The sequence below is a fragment of the Nitrospiraceae bacterium genome, from assembly GCA_035623075.1.
Taxonomy (GTDB): Bacteria; Nitrospirota; Nitrospiria; order Nitrospirales; family Nitrospiraceae; genus DASPUC01.
Window position 1 is genome coordinate 98129 of sequence record DASPUC010000052.1, and the last position, 19891, is coordinate 118019.

Genomic DNA, 19891 nt, shown 5'->3' on the forward strand with positions numbered 1-19891 from the left:
GCACCCATGCATCAGCGCGCGTCGGCGGTCCTTGTGACCGGTGCATCTGGAGGAATCGGGCGAGCTATCAGCGTGGCGTTCGCGTCGAGAGGTTGGTATGTCGGCGTACATTATTTTCAGAGCAAGGCGGCGGCCGAAAGCACACGACAGGCCGTCCTGAGAGCGGGAGGGACGGGCGATCTTTACCAAGCCGACATTCGACAGAAAAACGATGTTCAACTGATGATGGATGTATATCGCCGAACTGCAAGGAAACACAATGTATTTGTGTGCAATGCTGGTGTTGGGTCAGGCGAGCTTCTCATCCGCCAAAAGGAAGAAGACTGGACCCAGGTCATGGCAACGAATCTCACCGGGACATTTCATTGCCTCTGCGCCATGGCCGAAGTACTCATCGAGCAAGGCGGGGGAGCCATCATTGTCATCGGTTCATATGCGGGCCTGCATGGGAGCCCCGGCCAAGCTGCCTATGCTACATCGAAGGCGGGGCTCATCGGCTTGATAAAAACCGCTGCTCATGAATGGGGACCCTATAACGTGCGAGTAAATCTTGTGCTACCTGGGTGGCAAAACACGAGCCTCGCTGGAGAGGCCATGCCTGGGCCTGATGGATTGACCGATCACCTACTGGGACGATCCCCTGCCCTTTCGGAAGTGGCCAAGACGGTCGTTCATCTGGCGGAACTGTCTGATGTGTCGGGACAGATCTGGAATTGTGATAGCCGAGAATTGTGATGCGCCGAACTGGTCAATCCACACACACGGGAGTGTTCATTACTGGAACAGACACGGCCGTTGGAAAAACTCTCGTCTCGGCCGTCCTTGCCCTTCAGATGAAGCAGCAAGGCTATACGGTAGGCGTCATGAAGCCGATTGAGACCGGTGTCTCGAAAGCCAGGCTGGCTCAGTCTGATGGAGCACGGTTGCAAGGCATCGTCGAATCCGATGAAGCCCTGGGAGCCATCAGCCCCTTTCGATTCGAGTTGCCGCTCACGCCGCTGGCGGCAGCACAAGCCGAAGGGCGGCAGATCGACCCGGCAGTGATCTACAAAGTCTATCGACTTCTTTCCGATCGGTATGAATGCCTTGTGATGGAAGGAGTCGGCGGGGTGCATGTGCCACTCGCTCCCAAATTCGCGGTAATTGATCTTGTCGCTCACTTGAAGCTTCCGGCGGTGGTTGTGGGTCGATCCCGACTAGGCGGGATCAATCACGCCTTGCTGACCGTCGAAGCCCTTCAGCGCCGGAAAATACCCATCGTGGCACTAGTTCTGAATCAAACCGAGCCGGTGCGATCGAAGATCGATCGTTTGCAGGAACGAACCACAGTCGAGATTCTGCGGAAGAAGGCGGGCGTGCCGGTGATCGGCCCACTCCCTTATCGATCGGAACTGTCACGCCAATTTCGACGGTCGGCTACGCGGCTGGCCCATTCGGCAGCAATAAAGAAACTGGCCAAGGTCGTTAGGAGAGCAATGAAATGAGTTGCGCGACGGCCTTTTTTACATCCGGTGCGGTCAGCACTGCCGAGATAACAGCGATGCCATTGGCGCCCGCCTGCAGGGTGGTCTTAACTTGGTCCGCTTGGATCCCGCCGATGGCAAAGATGGGAAGTGCCGTGAGGGGTCGGATCTGCTGCAACCCTTCCAACCCGACGACCGGATCGTGGTCGTGTTTCGAAGCAGGCTTAAAGATCGGCCCGAACCCGATGTAGTCGGGATTTAGCTTGTCCGCTTGTCGCACCTGCTCGGCATTGTGAGTTGACAAGCCGATGATTTTGGCCGACCCCAACAGCATCCTTGCCTCGATGTAGGGCAGGTCACCCTGGCCTAGATGCACCCCGTCAGCCTCCACCGCCTGTGCCAGATCGCAGCGATCATTGACGATGAACAGTGCCCCCTCTTCCGCCGCGATCTTCCGCAGAATCAAGGCTTCAGCATAGGCTTCCTTCATCGAAGCCATCTTGTTGCGATATTGAAAGATCTTTGCACCAGCCGCTGCCGATTGTGTCAGCACATCGCGCAGGGATCGTCCTGGGCAAACTGAGGGATCAAGAATGATGTACAGTCCCTGGAGTGAGCGTCGATGGTTGTTGGCTGTCATGACCGTGAACCGTCGAGAGAGAGGCGAGCTCTAGGGTCAACTTCGGTGAGAGGCCGATCATCCAGCCAGGAACCGGTCGAGGAATGTCGTTGAGACATGGCCCTTTTGGAAATCAGGATCGTTGAGGATGCGCTTGTGAAGCGGGATCGTCGTCTTAATGCCTTCGATGACGAATTCGTCGAGGGCGCGGCGCATGCGGGCGATCGCTTCCTGCCGGTCGCGGCCGTGAGTGATGACCTTTGCGATCATGGAATCATAGTGCGGGACGACCATCGCATTGGATTCCATCGCGGAATCGACACGGACACCGAACCCGCCCGGAGCATTGTATTTTGTGATCAACCCCGGCGAAGGCGTAAATTTTTCCGGGTCTTCCGCGTTGATGCGGCATTCCAGGCTATGGCCGTTTAAACGGATGTCTTGTTGTTTGATGGAGAGCACCTGTCCATTGGCGAGCTTGATCTGCTCTTTGATGAGGTCGACACCGGTGACCATTTCCGTGATCGGATGTTCCACTTGAATGCGGGTGTTTACCTCCATAAAGAAAAAATTATGGTCTTTGTCGAGCAGAAACTCCACGGTTCCGACGTTCCGGTAATGCACAGCCTTGACTGCTTCGACAGCTACACGGCCGATTTCCTTGCGCAGCTTCTCATCCACGGCAGGAGAAGGTGTTTCTTCGACAAGTTTCTGGTGACGCCGCTGAATGGAGCAGTCCCGCTCACCCAAGTGAATGACATGGCCGCGATGGTCGGCGATAATCTGCACTTCAATATGCCGAGGTTCTAGAAAATACCGCTCAAGGTAGACCCCGTCATGGCCGAACGTCGATTTGGCCTCTGCCTGTGCGGCTTGGAATGCGCGTGCCAAGTCATCAGCTTTGTTGACGACCCGCATCCCGCGTCCTCCTCCGCCAGCAGAGGCCTTAATGATGACGGGGTATCCGATCTTGGTCGCAGCATCCAATGCTTCCTGTTCGCTTTTGAGCTCACCTGGGCTTCCTGGTGTGACAGGCAGCCCTTTCCTCGCGACAATTTCCCTCGCCTTGGCTTTATCACCCATCAGGGCGATGTTCTCGGACGTGGGACCGATGAACTTGATCCCGATGGATTCGCACACTTCAGCGAAGTGAGCGTTCTCGGAGAGAAATCCATAGCCCGGATGGATGGCATCGGCTCCCGTGATTTCTGCGGCGCTCAGCACGTTCGGAATGTTACGGTAACTTAGGGCAGCCTCCGGCGGTCCGATGCAGATGCGTTCGTCCGCCGCTTTGACGTGGAAGGAGCCGGCATCGGCTTCAGAGTGGACTGCCACGGTCTTGATGCCGAGTTCTTTGCAGGCTCGAATGACCCGCAGTGCGATTTCTCCGCGATTAGCGATTAACACTTTCTTGAACACGCCGTGGCTCCGAAATAGCTTATAGGTGGCGGACTATGGTGTGGCTTTCGGATCAATAAGGAAGAGTGCTTGGCCGTATTCGACCGGCTTTGTGCTTTCAGCCAGAATTTTTGTCACTCGCCCATCTACCTCCGATTCAATTTCGTTCATCAGCTTCATGGCTTCTACGATACATAGCACCTGTCCTTTTTTCACGTAATCCCCTTCTTCTACATAAGGGTCGGCATCCGGTGAGGGGGATCGATAGAACGTCCCGACAATGGGTGATGCTATTGTCACCATGCCGGAGGTGTCTTCGACCGGCGTACTCCCTGCGGGGATTGCCTGAGACGCTGACGTGACGGTCCCGGGGCCCACGTCGGCGACAGTGGTCGTCACTGTTTTTATTCCTTGTTCATACCGGACACGAATCCTGACTCCTTCTCGCTCGAGTTCCAACTCGGTCAAATTGTTACGCTTCAAAATGTCGATAAGCTCTTGGACATGCTTGGATTGGTTCCCCAGCAGGGAAGGCGATCCTTTTCCTCCCGCGGTATCAGCAAAACCTTGCGGCAGAATGATCGGCGGCTTGTTTGTCCGCTGTTTGCGAGACTTACCCTTGCTCACCGAACGCGCTCCACGTAGGCTCTCGTGCGGGTATCGATCTTAATCACCGTGCCAACTTCGAGATACAGTGGAACCTTAATTGTAGCGCCAGTCTCCACCACCGCCGGCTTGGTTCCACCCGAGGCCGTGTCACCACGGACACCTGGCTCGGCGTCCACGACTTTGAGTTCGATAAAGATCGGGAGCTCGACTGCGATGGGGCGATGCTCATAAATCAGGATCCTAACGTTCATGTTTTCTTTTAAGAGATCCGCATTCTCTCCCAGCTGGCTTTTCTCGAAGGTGAGCTGTTCGTAGGTCTCCGTATCCATAAACGTATACGAGTTCCCTGTCGCATAGAGGAACTGCATCTCTCGTTCCTCAAGATCCGGCTCGTCGAATCGCTCGCCCGACCGGAACGTACGGTCGAGCACGTTGCCGGAAAGGTAGCTCTTGAGTTTAGTTCGCACGAAGGCTCCACCCTTGCCGGGTTTTACATGTTGAAATTCAACGATATAAAACGGTTCACCGTCGACCATCAGCCGGACACCTCCTCGAAAATCCGTCGTAGAAATCACTCCGTACTCCCTTCTTTCGTGAATAAATCAGCGTGCACCAAATGAGATTATCGTGTGTTGCGTGTGACGCGTCGTGCGGTTGACGTTGCCGCAATCTTTTTTTGCTTGCGCGGCGTGGTGAGGAGGTCATGCAATCCGCGAAGCGCGAGCAAATAGCTAGTCGGTCCCAGTCCTGAAATCTGCCCCATAGCTACGCCTGCGATGTAAGACCGATGGCGGAACTCTTCGCGTTGATGGATGTTTGACAGATGAACCTCGATCGTGGGCAAGTCAACGGCGGCCAAGGCATCTCGAATGGCGATGCTGCTATGGGTATAGCCCGCTGGGTTAATCACGATTCCCTGGTACCCACTCCGGGCCTCCTGAATCCACGAGACGAGTTCTCCTTCACTGTTCGACTGACGAATATCGACTTCAATGGCTAATTCCTCGGCAAGTTTCGAGATCGCGGTATCCACTCCGTCGAGCGAGGTGGCTCCATAGATCGACTGTTCCCGCATCCCAAGGAGGTTCAAGTTAGGCCCGTGCAAAACCAGAATCCGTATCATATCCGCATCACTTCATGCCGATAGTCATTGATAGAGCGATTTCCCACGGTTGTGCGGGAACGACCAGCGGAGGGGCATTGTAACAGCCTACTCCAGGCTGGTCAAACTATTGGAATGTCTTATGAACTCGGTGAACGCACGTGATCGGTTTGGTCGTGGTCGCGCCGCCGTGACTGGATAGAGCGGAGCCAAGTTTCGAGTTGCGATACGATACGTGACGATCCAGGTGTCGAGCATGCGGGCGTCCCAGAAAGAGGACTGCTCGCCTCTTCACTCGACTCTCCGCTGGGACGATGCATTCGCTCGAGAGTCGTCTCCATCAAGGTAGTTGCAGCTGCTAAGGGATCCACGGCTTCCGCTTCGGTTGGCGTTGACTCAATCGATGCAGAAGCAGGAGGTGCGGGAGCCTCGCGCGCTGGTTTCACCGCTGTTAGAGGAACAGTCGGGTGCTTCGCCATCGATTTCTGTGGGACGGGACTTCCTCCAAGTTGTGCCTGGATCGACAAGGCTTCTTCATCCTGAGGATTCACCGTTAGAATGACAGTGCAACATCGCAAGGCAGCGTCAGCAAGTCCCTGCGCAACATAAATCTTGACCAGTGTTCGGTGCGCCCGCAAGTTCTCTGGACTGAGCTTGATGGCTTCTTCAAGGATGGCTTTCGCCTTGGTTGGCTGACCCATTTGGTCATAGGCGCGGCCCAGGGTCACCATCGCCGTAATAAACCCTGGATAATTTTTCAGGCCGTCTTCCAGAACGGCTGCCGCCTCTTGCCACATACCAGCCTTCACATATTCTTCGGCCAGCGGCATGAACACTTTTGACTGGGGATCTTTCACTAATTGGAGAGCCAAGCGATCTATTTCTTGGGTATTTACGGAAGATTGCTTGTTTGGCGCCATCGTCGGCCAGCCTTTCTTACTCGGTCCGAGCTCCGGATTGAGAACCGCGAGGTACGATCAGCGTGCGAGCGAGGGTGAGAATATGGTCGGCAAGCTGGCGTTTAGCCATCAAGGGAAACTCGGTTGTCCGTCCGTGGCGATCGATTACGGTCACGGCGTTCTGATCGCTTCCAAAGCCTGCTCCTTCTCTTGTGACGTCATTGGCCACAATCATATCCAAGCCTTTTGCGGAGAGTTTTTGCGTCGCGTGGGCGATCAGATCCTGCGTCTCAGCAGCAAATCCGATCAACAACTGATTCGCCCGCTGACTCGATAACATGGCAAGAATGTCTCTTGTCGGCTCCAGACGCAGTACCTGATCTCCCTGTCCCTGCTTTTTAAGTTTGTGCACGGAGGCCTCTGCAGGACGATAGTCGGCCACGGCAGCCGCCATGACGACAACAGTCGACCAGGGTAGTCTGTTGCACATCGCTTTTGTCATCTCTTCAGCAGTACGTACCTCCACGATTTCAACACCCGCTGGGACTGGAAGGGCCGTAGGACCTGACACGAGAGTCACCTGGGCTCCTCGGATCCGAGCGGCTTCCGCTAAGGCATAGCCCATTTTCCCGGAGGAACGATTCGAGATAAACCGTACTGGATCGATCGGCTCTTGCGTCGGGCCAGCTGAGACAAGGATCCGATGTCCTTGCCAATCACGTTGCGGAGCAAGTGCAGATTGAATAGCTTCCAGAATGCGCACTTCGTCGGCCAATCGACCCTGACCGAATCGGCCAGAAGCCAAAGGGCCCTCTTCTGGGTCCAAGACAATTACTCCTCGAGTCCGCAGCGTCTCAACGTTCTGTGCCACGGCGCTATGATTCCACATTCCCCCATCCATTGCCGGTGCGATCAGAAGCGGGCATTGCGCGGTCAGCAGCATCGTGGAAAGCAGATCGTCCGCCAACCCTGTCGCCGCCTTGGCCAGGAAATTCGCGGTCGCTGGCGCCACGACAACGAGATCGGCTTCTTCGGGCATCGATAAATGCTTCATCTCGTGTTGGGCTTCAAACAGATCAATTGATGCCGGCTTCCCTGAGAGCACTTCCAAGGTGAGCGGGGCGACGAATTTTGTAGCAGCATGGGTCATCACCACCCGGACATCGGCCCCTTCTTTCACGAGTGCACGCAGCAGCCCAACAGCCTTGTACGCCGCGATGCTGCCGGTGACCCCGAGAATGATCCGTGCGCCGACTAACGTCGGTTGTCCCTGGCCCTCGTCCACCTCTTACTCCTCACTTTCGACTCCGGTCGGTTTCGCCGTGTCGTCGACATAATTACTGAGTTCCTTCTTGATTTCGCGAGCGTCATCGCCGCTCATCATCGCGATCCGTTCCGTTTCCCCTTCTTTGCCGCGCTTGGCCTCCTTCATGGCTTCACGTGCTTCTTTCCCTACGAGATATTTGGTTTCGCCTCGCAGAACCTCGTCGAGGCCGATCGTGGTTTCCTTCGTGAAGCGGGAAGTCCCGTGAGACCGTGATCCCTGCAGGAGATGCTTAGCACGTTGGGCTGCCACCAGCACCAGCCGGTGACGCGAATCGAACTGATCCGTCGTATACTGCGGGAGAAGACTTAACATATCGGCCATGGGTAACTTACTCCTTTATACGGTTAAGGGAGATCTTTACGATCCCCCGGTTTGGGTTCATCTTCCAGAATAAAATTCTTTTCAAGCCAGGCCATGTTCAGCTGCTTGGTTTTCAACCGTTCAGCGAGAAACACGCTTTCGAGCTCCCGCAAGGATTGGGAAAGATCCTCATTTCGAACCACGTACGCATATTCGCGATAGCTCCAGACCTCTTCCTTCACCTTCTGAAGGCGCCGCAGAATTTCCTCGGGGCTATCGGATGCTCTGTTCTGCAAGCGAGACCGAAGTACCTGCATCGACGGCGGAAGAATAAAAATTGACACGGCATCTTCGAACTTCTTCTTCACTTGGATTGCGCCTTGCACGTCGATTTCCAACAGCACATCGATTCCCTGCTCGAGTCGATCGGTCAAGGTCTTGCGAGGCGTGCCGTACAGATTGCCGTATACCCTGGCCCATTCGACGAATTCATTTCGATCGACCATCTGCTGGAACTCATTTTCTCCGATGAAAAAGTACTCACGGCCGTGTTCTTCTCCCGGACGAGGTTTCCTCGTGGTATAGGAAATCGAATGCCAGAGTCCCGGGACGGTCGACGTCAACTGCTTGCAGAGTGTGGTTTTTCCTGTCCCAGAGGGGGCCGAAATAATAAAGAGAATCCCCCGCCGATCAGCGGAATGCCGCGACGTCTCAGGCGCTGACGGGGAAGACTGTGTAGTCATAGCCGGTGTCATTCAATGTTTTGGACTTGTTCGCGAATACGCTCGAGCTCGGTCTTCATCTGGATGACATGGGCGGCGATTTCCGTGTCGTTCGCTTTTGAGCCGATGGTGTTGACTTCCCGACCAATCTCCTGGAGCAAGAAATCGAGTGTTTTCCCAACGGGTTCCGAACGTTCCAGCGTTTGCTGAAACTGTACCATATGTGAGTCTAATCTGACCAATTCTTCCGTAATGTCGGTCCGGTCAGCGAAGATTGCCAATTCCTGGTTGAGCCGAGAAAGATCGGGCACAGTCTCACCCATAAGTTTCTCCACTCGGCTTCTCATTCGATCGAACGCCTCCTGCGCCAGCAATGGAGCTCTCGCCGAGACGCGTAGCTGATGATCCCCAATGACCCGCAGTCTTGCGAGCATGTCTTTAGCCAGAGCCTCCCCTTCCCGCGATCGCATTGCTGTCAGGTCGTCCAACGATTCTCCTACCAAGCGCACAACCAGCTTCCCCAATTTCGGATCCTCTGGTGGCTGATCGGATACGGAGACAACATCACGGAGCCCGGCGATGAGGGCAAGATCGATGGAGCCGCTCAGCTTCAAGGATTTCTTGAGGATGCGGAGGGTATGATGGTACTGCTTTGCCAGCGGTTGGTCAAGACTGACGGTCACGGCTCTCCCCTTCCCTCCTTGCAGAGAAACGGTAAGATCGATTCGACCGCGAGTACACCGTTGTTGCACCGCTTTCTTGAAGGTCTCTTCCAGGTGATTCAATGAGCGGGGCAGCCGACAGGCTATTTCAAGAAAACGGTGGTTGACGGCCCGCATTTCCACCGCCACAGACCCATCCTGCCACGCAGTCTGTCGACGACCAAATCCGGTCATGCTGCGGATCATGGAACTTGCTTCCCCTTCCAATGGCAGAAGGAGGCAATGGAGCATTGACTACAATGAGGTTTGCGCGCCACGCAGACATACCGACCGTGCAGGAGCAGACGTTGCGATGTAGCAGTCCATTCGGATTGCGGAATGAGTTGCTGCAGATCGTGCTCAATATTCACGGGATCATCGGAACTGGTTAAACCAAGCCGATTCGAAACTCGCTTTACATGGGTATCGACAACAATTCCCGGCTTCCCGAAGGCGTTGCCCAGGATGACATTGGCGGTTTTCCTTCCGACGCCCGGCAAGGAGGTGAGGTCTTCCATCGTTGCAGGAACTTGTCCGTGAAATCGTTCGACAACCGCCTGACCACAAGCCACGAGGTGCTTGGCTTTACTTTTGAAAAACCCGGTCGATCGGATCAATGCTTCAAGGTCCGCAAGACGTGCCTGCGCATAGTCAGAAGGCCGGCGATAACGGCGGAAGAGATTCGGCGTCACCTGGTTGACGCGTTGATCCGTGCATTGGGCAGAAAGGATCGTCGCAACCAACAACTCCCACGGCGTGCGATGGTCGAGTTCGACCTTTACCGTCGGGAGGGACCGCCGGAGTGCTTCGAGAATCCGGCCTATGCGAGACTGAATACGAACGGCGGATGCCCTCATCGAGATCACCGGTGGAGCTGGAATGTGCAGCAGTTAGGCGTGAGAAGCAATGGCGCTACCCTCTTCGGACTGCTGGGCAGAGACTGGGGAGATGTTCGACCCCAATCTCTCCAGCGCTTGTTCCAGATAGTGGATGAGCGGGTGAAGGGTCTCCGGTTGAAGGGCTGAGATTCCAATCGCACGATACCGACGGCAGAGAAACTGCGCATGATCGCCCGGGATGCGGTCGCATTTGTTGAAGGCTAGCACCTGAGGAACTTGCTCGAGGTTCAAATCCTGCAGAACCGCTTCGACGGCGACGATTTGGCTCTCGAGGTCGGCAGCGCTGGCGTCGACGACATGGAGGAGTATATCGGCCTCTCGCAACTCTTCCAATGTCGTCCGAAAGGCACCGAGCAGGTCTTTGGGAAGGTCGCGGATAAATCCGACCGTGTCGGTGATGATCACCTCCTGATCATGCGGGAATCGTAAGCGTCGGCTCGTCGTATCCAACGTTTCAAAGACCCGGTCATCTGCCGCGACCTGGCTCTTCGTCAACGCGTTCAGTAAGGTTGACTTGCCAGCGTTCGTGTATCCGACAATCGAAACGACCGGCATCCCGTGCCGAGCACGACGCGCACGCCGCTGGTTCTGATGGCGAGCAAACATCGTCAGGTCGCGCTCAAGGTGGCTGATGCGCTCTCTGATTCGGCGGCGATCAGTTTCTAGCTTTGTCTCTCCCGGACCTCTCGTGCCGATACCGCCTCCAAGTCGAGACAGACTCGATCCATGCCCGGAAAGACGTGGTAGCAAATAGCGAAGTTGGGCGAGTTCCACTTGGACCTTCCCTTCGCGACTGTGTGCGCGCCTTGCGAAAATATCGAGAATCAATTGAGTACGGTCTATGACTTTGACGTCGGTGAATTCTGCAATTGCCCTTGCCTGGGCCGGAGCGAGGTCTTGATCGAAAATCAACAGATCGGCCCCCTTCTGCAGCGCTAGCATGAGAACATCTTTGAGTTTTCCGCTGCCAACGAGAAAGCGCTGATGACCGGCTTGGGTTCGCTGAACAATTCGATCGACTACCGAAATGTCTGCGGACGTTGCCAACTCAGCGAGTTCAGTCAGTCGATCATCTTGAGTCGATCGGCTGTGGGGAGAAGCGCTGATGAGAATGGCGGTTTCCTGGTGACCTGACACATCATGTTGTGTGCTCTGCCGCTGAAACTCCGATTCAAGCTCCAGCATGAAGGATTGGAACTCAATCGGACAATGATGAACCAGCATGGGGCTCAACACCTTGAGGAGTTGCCCCTGGGGGTTGGGAGGCAGTAAATGGGCGAGAGAGAGCGATCCCGGCTCGCCCTCTGGAGTGACCGCCAAGGCACCGATCACGTCAAATCGGAGTAAGGCCAGCATCGTGATGTCTTCTTGGCTCAGGGGTTGGCCGTGGAGCTGAGTTCGAATGAGTCGGAGCCCTCGCAAAGAGCGGGAGCTCGCTCGATATTTGGCCAAAGTCGCAGGGCTAGGACCTGCGTCGGCTCCTACCAACACATCCTGGATGGTTCCGCGACGGGCGATCACCAATCCGATCGGTCGACGCAGATCATGACTCAGCTGAGCGAGAAGTTTGGCAATTTCCGGCGAGAGAACTTGGTCAACGGGGACACGCCGTCGATAGAGGCGATCCAGTGCGGTGAGCTGGGCGCTTCGGAGGCCTGCGACGTGTCCATGAACTTGTGGAATCGGTCAATCCCCTTATTTACTACCTAAGTGGTTAAAGCGTGCACCGCCAGGCATGCGTTGGCTTCCATGTCGAGTGCAGCACGTTTCCCCCTGAGTAAGGCCTGCCGACCTGCGGCAGCAATCATGGCGGCGTTATCCGTACAATAGGACAACGGGGGCAGGCTCAGACGGATGCCACTTGTGCTGGCCCGACGCTGGAGGAGCGAGCGCAACCTCGTATTGGCAGAGACGCCTCCGACAACCGCGAGAGCCGCTACCCCGTATGCCTTGACCGCAGCAAACGCCTTGTCGACGAGCACAGTGACAATAGCCTCCTGGTAACCGGCCGCTAGGTCGGGAGCTTGAGCATCGCGCTGGCTCTGGTCCATCTGTTGAAGTTTATAGAGAAGCGCCGTTTTGAGACCACTGAAACTAAAATCCAAACTCTCCTTCCTCAAATACGAGCGGGGAAACAGAATTGCCGTAGCACTGCCGCTTTGTGCAAGGCGATCAATTGCCGGCCCCCCGGGGTATTCGAGTCCGAGCATTTGAGCGCCCTTGTCGAACGCTTCCCCGGCCGCATCGTCTCTGGTACATCCCAAGAGCGGGCAACCGCCATCAAGCTGCATCAGATACAGGTGTGAATGGCCTCCGGATACGACCAACACCACGCACGGGACCGGAAATGTTGGTTCTTGCAGCCAGGCAGAGGAAATATGCCCTTCCAAGTGACTGACTCCGACCATCGGAACGTTCAAGGCATACGAGAGTGCTTTGGCATAGTTTACTCCGACGATGAGGGATCCCGCGAGTCCCGGTCCTTGAGTCACGGCTAGCCCCGTTAAGTCCGACCATTGGACCCCCGCTTCCCGCATCGCTTGACTGGCGACACCCTCGATGGTCTCGATGTGGGTCCGAGACGAGAGCTCAGGGACTACGCCGCCGAACGGTTGGTGAACGGCGTGTTGGGAACTGATGACATTGGAAACAACCGCTCCATCGGCGTTCAGGACCGCGGCGGATGTTTCGTCACACGACGTCTCCAGCCCAAGTAGCGGCCCCGGTGTCCATACCGCCGTTGGCTCTGAGTTTGATCCAATCATAAACTTGTATGATGTCTCTAAGGAACGCCTCACGCCAATCGGCATCTCATGGGGCAAAAACAGTACGACCCCTGCGGTCCTGACCACAGGGGTCGCATCAAGTATCGATGCCGCGCTGGCGAGAATGATTCACAGGCAGTTATTTACACACCTGCCAGCGTTTCCTGCTCAATGAACGTCGGAGCACCATCGCGCAGGACCACCTTTATTTTCCGGCTGTCCTTGAACCGGCCTTTGATTAGCTCTTCCGACAAAGGATCTCCGATCGCGCGTTGAATAGTTCTGCGCATCGGGCGAGCTCCGTACAGCGGTTCATAGCCTTCTTTAATGAGCCACTGTTTCACTTCGTCGTCGATTTCGATCTCGACACCCTTTTCCAACAGTCGGAGATTCAGCTCTCTGAGCAGGATATCGAGAATGCTGTTAAGGTGTTCCTTGTCAAGCTGGTGGAACACCACAATTTCGTCGATCCGGTTCAAGAACTCCGGGCTGAACGAGCGGCGTAATTCGCCCAAGACCTCTTCCTTCTTGCGGCGATCCTGTTCGATCTCCGTACTCTGGAACCCGAGGGACACGCCCTTCTGGATCAACTTTGTTCCGATGTTTGAGGTCATGATGACTACGGTGTTCTTGAAGTCGACCTTCCGTCCCAAGCTGTCCGTTAGAACCCCGTCATCTAGGACCTGCAACAGAATGTTGAACACATCCGGATGGGCCTTTTCAATTTCGTCAAAGAGGACGACCGAATACGGGCGACGGCGCACCCGTTCCGTCAACTGGCCGCCTTCCTCATACCCGACATAGCCAGGAGGGGCTCCGAAGAGCCGTGAACTGGTGAACTTCTCCTGGTATTCGGACATATCGATCCGAATCAGGGCATCCTCGCTGTTAAAAAGGAATTCGGCCAATGTTCTCGCAAGCTCGGTCTTTCCCACACCGGTCGGGCCAAGGAAAATAAACGAGCCAATCGGCTTTCGTGCCTCCTTCAAACCGGCTCGCGACCGCCGAATGGCACGCGCCACTGCAGAGATGGCTTCGTTTTGGCCGACTACTCGTTTGTGGAGAAATTCCTCCATGCGGAGCAGCTTGTTCGATTCCTCTTCCTCCAGCTTGAAGAGCGGGATGCCGGTCATCTTGGAGACGACATAGGCTACGTCTTCCTTGCCGATCGTCGGCTTCTGCTTCTCCTGATTTTTCTTCCATTCACGTTTGGATTCGTCTAGAAGCTTGCGCAACCGCTCTTCTTCTTCCCTGTGGCGCACGGCTTCCTCGAAATTCTGCATCGAGATCGCCATTTCCTTGTCACGCGAGACTTTCTTCAGTTCCTGTTCCATTGCCTTGAGCTCAGACGGCAGCGCGTAAGTTTGAAGCTTGGCTCGTGACCCCGTCTCGTCGATCAGGTCAATGGCCTTGTCCGGCAAGAACCGATCGGTGATATATCGATCGGATAGTTTGACCGCTTCGACGATGGCGTCCTCCGTAATTTCGACACCATGGTGCTCTTCATACCGATCCCGCAGACCTTGGATGATCCGCACCGTTTCATCGATGCTCGGCGGCTGTACATAAATCGGTTGGAACCGGCGCTTGAGCGCACCGTCCTTCTCGATGTGTTTCCGATACTCATCAAGCGTCGTGGCCCCGATGCATTGGATTTCGCCGCGGGACAACGCCGGCTTGAGCATGTTCGAGGCGTCGATCGACCCCTCCGCTGCCCCGGCACCCACAAGGGTATGAAGTTCGTCGATAAAGATGATGATATTGCCGGCCTGCACAATCTCCTTCATCACGACCTTCAGACGTTCTTCGAATTGCCCTCGATACTTCGTCCCGGCTACTAACGAGCCGAGATCGAGCGCGATCACCCGACGCGACAAGAGATTGTCCGGAACTTCAGACATGACAATCCGCTGGGCCAGTCCTTCCACGATGGCGGTCTTTCCGACACCCGATTCGCCGATCAGCACCGGATTGTTCTTGGAACGACGGCTGAGAATCTGCAGGACGCGTTCGATTTCATCCGCTCGGCCGATGACCGGATCTAATTGGCCTTCCTGGGCGAGCTGAGTCAGATCCCGGCCGAATTCGTCGAGCGCCGGAGTATTGCTTTTCCGGTCCCGTTCCCGGGGAGCCGACTTGCGGAGGAACGTGACCGTTAGCTGGCGCGCCGTTAAAAGATTGGCACCCAAGCTTCTGAGAATCTTGCCGCCGATTCCTTCTTCTTCCCGCAGAAGCCCGAGCAGCAGATGTTCACTCCCGATGTGGTTATGGCCCAACAGGCGTGCTTCTTCAACTCCGTATTCGATGACTTTCTTGACACGGGGGCTGAACGGAATCTCTCCGAACGTCATAGTCGTCCCCCCGCCCGGAAGGTTCCGTTCGATTTCGAGTCTGATCTGCTCGGTCGATAACCCCATCTTCTTCAGAATCATCAGAGCGATTCCGTCGGATTCACGCAAAATGGCCAAGACAAGATGCTCGGTCCCCAGATAGTCATTCTGGTGACGCTCGGCCTCTTCCCGTGCGAGGATGATGATCTTCCGGCCCTTGTCCGTGAATCGTTCGAACATCCTGCCTCCTTTTGATGGGGTCTACGAGCGGAATTACGAGAGCAAACCCTTCGAAAAACTTAGCCTAATTCTAACTAGGCCGCATCCCGGTGTCAAGGATACCGCCGAAATGGACTCCATGGAAAAGTTTCGTATGACGCTGTAGACGTTCGATAAAGCAACACCCGTTCACTTCATTGACTTCAAAAGAAGGCTCCCGATAGAATCTCGCACCTCTCATCCCACAATCCATTTTGATTACGACCAGGCCTCTGCGATGAAAAGCAAGAGCATTGGAATTTTGACTAAGCCCAAATTTCCACAGGTCAAGACCACCCTCCATGCGGTCGTCACATGGCTTCGAGCTCGGAACATCGACGTCATCTTGGATACAACGTCGGCAAGCCTTCTGGGCGAGTCCGGGGGCATTCAGAAAACCCAACTGGCTGGGAAGGCCGGTGTCATTCTTGTCCTAGGCGGTGATGGGACAATGCTCAACGCGGCCAGACTGGCGGCGGAGCAAGGGATTCCGATCCTTGGTGTCAATATGGGTGGGCTCGGGTTCTTAACTGAGGTCCAGTTAGAGCATTTGTATCCCTCGCTGGAGCGAGTCTTCGCCAATGAATACGTCTTGGATGAGCGGCTCATGCTGAGGACGCATGTGCATCGGCATGGAGAAACCGTCGCCCAAGGAGTGGTGCTGAATGATGTGGTGATCAGTAAGGGTACGCTAGCCCGCATGATCGAGTTGAAGGTGGCCATCCAAGGGCAGTTCGTCACGAGTCTTCGCGGGGACGGATTGATCGTGAGCACACCCACCGGATCGACGGCTTATTCTCTGTCCGCGGGGGGACCTATTATTGATCCTGCAGTGCAGTCTTTGATTCTCACACCGATATGTCCGCACACCCTCACCCATCGTCCCTTGATCGTACCCAGCAGCATCGAGATCGATGTCACACTGACCAGCAAAGACGACGGTGCGATGGCGACGCTCGACGGTCAAGTGGGGGTGGCGATCGCAGAAGGGGACACGGTCGCGATTCAAGCATCGGAGCATCGAACAAGGCTGATCCGGTTTCCGGAGACTCACTACTATGAGGTGCTGCGAGAGAAGCTCAACTGGGGAGATCGGTAGGGAGCTGGCTGTCCGTCGTCCTACGACAGGGCTTTCTCGATCAGCCCTAACATTTCTCGATTGCTCACGTGCTTGAAAGCTCCGATGCAATCCGTCGGGCCTTTGTGAGCCTGCTCGGCTGCTTCGAGTACACGCAGGCCTTTGACATTCACCGGGTGGCTGTTTCGATTCTTGAGGATGGTCTGCAGTTTACTGAGTATCCCTTCCGCGCTCGCCCTGCTCAACGGAGCCTTCGTTTTGAGATAACGCGACACGACTTCGGCACACCACTCCCCGTCCCGTTTGGCCACCCCTACGAGTCCTTCGCTTGCCTTGCGAGCCCAGCCGGCGAGGAATATGCCATCAAACACTTTCCCTGAGGTCTCGTCAAACGCTTGAAAGAGTGCATCGTCCGGGTCGTTGGTTGTCTTATGGGGATTGGTTACGAACACGCCGCTCTTATACGGTAGACCGACGGTTTCATCGACCTTGTCGCCCACGGCGAAGACCACGGAGTCGCACGGGAACTCGTAATACTGTTTGAGTCCCACTGCAGCCGTATCTTCCCCTTTAGGCTCAAGTTTGTTCTCTTCCATTTCGAGACCCCGGACACGGTTGTTCCCATCAACGAGAATCCGTTTCGGAGATGCCAAGAACCTGAAATCCATTTTGGTTTCGCTGATTTTCGGTTCGCACTTGGTAAATTCGTCTACAAGGCCTTTGAGAACTTCTTCCGCGTTTTGACCTACTGCGGCCAGACGATCCTTAATGCGAGCGAACTCCTTTGTGATCCCGTCCACGTCCATATTCGCGCATACTGCCCGGATTTCTTTGGGGTTGTACTTGCGCTCGGCAGGTCCACGCCGGACCACGGCCGTGACTCGATCGACCTTCTTATAGCGAATCAACCAGTGGGCAATATCAACCATCACATCGCCTGCTCCAATGACGGCCACTTGCTTGCCCATATCAAACGGTCGATCCCCGAATCCGGGTAAGCGATTGAAGTGATAGACCACATCTTTCGCGTGGAAGACCCCCCGCGCGCTATCTCCTTCGACGCCAATGGTCTTCGTTCCTTGCGCTCCGGTTGAAAAGACCACCGCACTGGCGCCAAGTTCCCTGAGGTCTTCAACCGTAAGGTCCTTGCTTTTTCCGACTGACACATTTCCGAAATAATGAACGTTGGGTGCTTCCAAAATACCCCAATAGGTTTTTTTAAGCCCCCCGCGCAGTTTCAACTTGCTCGGAAAGATTCCGTATTCCGCAAGCCCTCCGAACTTGATATCGCGGTTGAGGACAATCACTTCGTTGCCTGCCTCCGCCATCTTGTTGGCGACAGCCATTCCCGCAGGGCCGGCTCCTACCACGATTACGACGTGCGTTTCTCCCTTCAAACCTGTCACGCTCATCGATAGCTCTTATATTGGTACAAAATCAGACGACAAAACGGCAGAACCATCAAAATTTTCGCGCACTTTAGCATAGGGATTTGGAAGCTGTCAAAAACTCTCCTTGCACGAATCTCGAGTATATTGATGGTGACGTTATCCCCCCGCACTGCCAATTGGACCTCCCGGCTCAGTCATACGCCAGGGGTCCAGCAACTCGTTCAGCCGTTTTTCGGACAGGACCTTCTGTTCTTTTGCCACCGCTCGTACCGTCTTCCCCGATTTGTACGCATCCTTCGCGAGCTTCGCCGCAGCTTCGTATCCAATCTCCGGAGCCAACGCCGTACACATCGCTAAGCTCTCTTCGATTAAACTCCGGCAACGTTCCTCGTTGGCCTTAATACCCTCGATACAGCGAGTTGCAAAGTTATGCGACGCCGTCGCTAATAACTCGATGGATTGTAGAAGGTTGTATGCCATGACAGGCAACATGACGATCAGTTCGAAGTTGGCTGCCTGTCCTGCAACGGTGACGGTCACATCGTTTCCGATCACCTGGGCACAGACCATCGTCATCGATTCCGCAATGACAGGGTTCACTTTGCCCGGCATAATCGACGAACCCGGTTGGGTTTCTGGCAAATTGATCTCCCCAAGCCCACAGCGGGGTCCGGAACCCAGCCAACGGATGTCATTGGCTATTTTCATCAGGCTTACGGCAATCGTTCGTAATTCTCCGCTCGCTTCCACGAGCGAGTCTTGAGTCGACTGGGCCTCAAAATGATTGGACGCCTCCCTAAACGAACAACCGGTTTCCTTTGTGATAATCGCCAGTGCCTTACGTGCGAAGTCCGGATGACAATTGAGGCCGGTGCCAACCGCCGTACCACCGAGCGCGACTTCGCCGAGCGATTCTTGTGCTCGCTTCACCCGCTGGATACCGAGCTCGATTTGACGCGCATAGCCACCGAATTCCTGTCCCAGTCTCACCGGCGTCGCGTCCTGTAAGTGGGTACGACCGATCTTCACGATCTTGTCAAATTCCCTCGCCTTTCGATCGAGGGCCTTCTGTAAGCGGATGAGTGCCGGAAGAAGTTGGCGCTCCATCATTTCTACCGCCGCGATGTGAATGGCCGTTGGAATAACGTCGTTGCTCGATTGGCCGAGATTGACGTGGTCGTTTGGATGCACCAGTTTGCTGCCACGCGCTCCGCCAAGCAATTCGGTCGCGCGGTTTGAGATCACCTCGTTGGTATTCATGTTGGTCGAGGTACCGGATCCGGTTTGGAAAATATCCACGGGAAATTCCGCGTCGAGTTTTCCCTCCACCACTTCTGATGCAGCTTGCCGCATCACATCAGTTTGTTTCTTGTCCAGGAGGCCATGCGATTCATTGACCGTCGCTGCGGCTCGTTTGATCAGTCCCATCGCTCGAATCATGGCACGAGGAAACCGGAGTGAGCTAATTGGAAAGTTTTCGATCGCCCTGGCTGTCTGCACCCCGTAATATGCGTCCTCTGGCACAGCCAATTCGCCCATAGTATCCCGCTCCATGCGGGTCTTTCCTGAATTCAAGGGAGGCTTGGACGCGTGGGGCTGTGCCTGTGACCCTAAGGGCTTCTTCATGATTGCGGCTCCTCCTGAACTGGCTGTAATAAAAGGAACAGCATCTTAAACGGTTGCTGCCCAGAAGCTCAAGAGTGAGGGCGGAGGAGGATTGATCCGGCCGTCGAGAATCCGTTAGGAGTTACCGAGGGGGAATTCCGCTATGACCGAGACCGCCTTTCGTGTCGATGCCTACGCGGGGTATAAGGGAGAAGAAACTCCTCGGTCCTTTACGATCGAGGGAGTCAGTCACAGCGTGGCCGAAATCGTCGTTCGATGGTATAGCGAAACTCATTCCTATTTCAAAGTGAGAACGACTCGCGGACACCGCTTTGTTCTTCGTTTTGACCTGGACCAGAGTGTGTGGGAACTCGTGATGCGGGAGCGTGATCTCGGATGAAGATGAAAAGGAAAGGCCCGCATGC

General features: G+C 55.3%; 20 protein-coding genes. 4 read left to right on the forward strand and 16 right to left on the reverse strand.

What is annotated here, in order from left to right; all coding sequences use genetic code 11:
• Positions 1 to 6: 6 nt before the first annotated feature.
• Positions 7 to 735 (forward strand): SDR family NAD(P)-dependent oxidoreductase, encoded by a 729-nt coding sequence (locus VEI50_15750; GenBank protein HXX76585.1) that lies wholly within the window; start codon positions 7 to 9, stop codon positions 733 to 735.
• The gene (bioD, locus tag VEI50_15755; GenBank protein ID HXX76586.1) at positions 735 to 1484 is read left to right on the forward strand and encodes a dethiobiotin synthase; all 750 of its coding nucleotides are present in this window, start codon (positions 735 to 737) and stop codon (positions 1482 to 1484) included. Before VEI50_15750 ends, bioD begins: the two co-directional genes overlap by 1 nt.
• Here the strand turns inward: bioD and thiE are convergent.
• The 14 genes from thiE to VEI50_15825 form a co-directional block, all read right to left on the reverse strand.
• Positions 1465 to 2103 (reverse strand): thiamine phosphate synthase, encoded by a 639-nt coding sequence (gene thiE, locus VEI50_15760; protein HXX76587.1) that lies wholly within the window; start codon positions 2101 to 2103, stop codon positions 1465 to 1467. The genes bioD and thiE overlap by 20 nt on opposite strands.
• A gap of 57 nt (positions 2104 to 2160) precedes the next feature.
• A complete protein-coding gene (gene accC, locus VEI50_15765) occupies positions 2161 to 3501 on the reverse strand; it encodes an acetyl-CoA carboxylase biotin carboxylase subunit (GenBank protein ID HXX76588.1) in 1341 nt (446 codons plus the stop codon).
• Between the two features lie 33 nt (positions 3502 to 3534).
• Entirely contained in the window at positions 3535 to 4107 is a 573-nt protein-coding gene (gene accB, locus VEI50_15770; protein HXX76589.1) for an acetyl-CoA carboxylase biotin carboxyl carrier protein, read from the reverse strand.
• Positions 4104 to 4664, reverse strand: a complete 561-nt coding sequence (gene efp, locus VEI50_15775) for an elongation factor P (GenBank protein HXX76590.1) — start codon at positions 4662 to 4664, stop codon at positions 4104 to 4106. Before efp ends, accB begins: the two co-directional genes overlap by 4 nt.
• 47 nt (positions 4665 to 4711) lie before the next feature.
• Complete coding sequence (gene aroQ, locus VEI50_15780) at positions 4712 to 5212, reverse strand: type II 3-dehydroquinate dehydratase (protein HXX76591.1); 501 nt, start codon at positions 5210 to 5212, stop codon at positions 4712 to 4714.
• A gap of 119 nt (positions 5213 to 5331) precedes the next feature.
• Positions 5332 to 6063: a tetratricopeptide repeat protein gene (locus tag VEI50_15785; protein HXX76592.1), complete on the reverse strand. Its 732-nt coding sequence runs from the start codon at positions 6061 to 6063 to the stop codon at positions 5332 to 5334.
• Between the two features lie 64 nt (positions 6064 to 6127).
• A complete protein-coding gene (gene coaBC / locus VEI50_15790; GenBank protein HXX76593.1) occupies positions 6128 to 7375 on the reverse strand; it encodes a bifunctional phosphopantothenoylcysteine decarboxylase/phosphopantothenate--cysteine ligase CoaBC in 1248 nt (415 codons plus the stop codon).
• A gap of 3 nt (positions 7376 to 7378) precedes the next feature.
• Positions 7379 to 7738: a DNA-directed RNA polymerase subunit omega gene (locus tag VEI50_15795; GenBank protein ID HXX76594.1), complete on the reverse strand. Its 360-nt coding sequence runs from the start codon at positions 7736 to 7738 to the stop codon at positions 7379 to 7381.
• 23 nt (positions 7739 to 7761) lie between these two features.
• The gene (gene gmk / locus VEI50_15800) at positions 7762 to 8460 is read right to left on the reverse strand and encodes a guanylate kinase (protein HXX76595.1); all 699 of its coding nucleotides are present in this window, start codon (positions 8458 to 8460) and stop codon (positions 7762 to 7764) included.
• Positions 8461 to 8468: 8 nt separating this feature from the next.
• The gene (locus VEI50_15805; GenBank protein HXX76596.1) at positions 8469 to 9347 is read right to left on the reverse strand and encodes a YicC/YloC family endoribonuclease; all 879 of its coding nucleotides are present in this window, start codon (positions 9345 to 9347) and stop codon (positions 8469 to 8471) included.
• Entirely contained in the window at positions 9344 to 9997 is a 654-nt protein-coding gene (nth, locus tag VEI50_15810) for an endonuclease III (protein HXX76597.1), read from the reverse strand. The genes VEI50_15805 and nth overlap by 4 nt, the downstream gene beginning before the upstream one ends.
• 33 nt (positions 9998 to 10030) lie before the next feature.
• On the reverse strand, positions 10031 to 11560 hold the full coding sequence (gene hflX, locus VEI50_15815) for a GTPase HflX (protein ID HXX76598.1): 1530 nt from the start codon (positions 11558 to 11560) through the stop codon (positions 10031 to 10033).
• Positions 11561 to 11745: 185 nt separating this feature from the next.
• On the reverse strand, positions 11746 to 12804 hold the full coding sequence (gene tsaD / locus VEI50_15820) for a tRNA (adenosine(37)-N6)-threonylcarbamoyltransferase complex transferase subunit TsaD (GenBank protein HXX76599.1): 1059 nt from the start codon (positions 12802 to 12804) through the stop codon (positions 11746 to 11748).
• Between the two features lie 143 nt (positions 12805 to 12947).
• Positions 12948 to 15374, reverse strand: coding sequence for an ATP-dependent Clp protease ATP-binding subunit (locus VEI50_15825; protein HXX76600.1), 2427 nt, complete (start codon positions 15372 to 15374; stop codon positions 12948 to 12950).
• Between the two features lie 256 nt (positions 15375 to 15630).
• Between VEI50_15825 and VEI50_15830 the strand changes: the two genes are divergently transcribed.
• Positions 15631 to 16491: an NAD(+)/NADH kinase gene (locus VEI50_15830; GenBank protein ID HXX76601.1), complete on the forward strand. Its 861-nt coding sequence runs from the start codon at positions 15631 to 15633 to the stop codon at positions 16489 to 16491.
• Between the two features lie 20 nt (positions 16492 to 16511).
• Here VEI50_15830 and VEI50_15835 read toward each other — a convergent pair whose 3' ends face one another.
• Both VEI50_15835 and VEI50_15840 read right to left on the reverse strand, forming a co-directional pair.
• Positions 16512 to 17882 (reverse strand): FAD-dependent oxidoreductase, encoded by a 1371-nt coding sequence (locus VEI50_15835; GenBank protein HXX76602.1) that lies wholly within the window; start codon positions 17880 to 17882, stop codon positions 16512 to 16514.
• A 135-nt stretch (positions 17883 to 18017) separates the two neighbouring features.
• Positions 18018 to 19487 carry a class II fumarate hydratase gene (locus VEI50_15840; protein ID HXX76603.1) on the reverse strand — a complete coding sequence of 490 codons (1470 nt, stop codon included), beginning with the start codon at positions 19485 to 19487 and terminating at the stop codon, positions 18018 to 18020.
• A 142-nt stretch (positions 19488 to 19629) separates the two neighbouring features.
• On the opposite strand from VEI50_15840, the gene VEI50_15845 reads away from it, so the two are divergent.
• Positions 19630 to 19866: a hypothetical protein gene (locus tag VEI50_15845; GenBank protein HXX76604.1), complete on the forward strand. Its 237-nt coding sequence runs from the start codon at positions 19630 to 19632 to the stop codon at positions 19864 to 19866.
• Positions 19867 to 19891 lie beyond the last annotated feature (25 nt).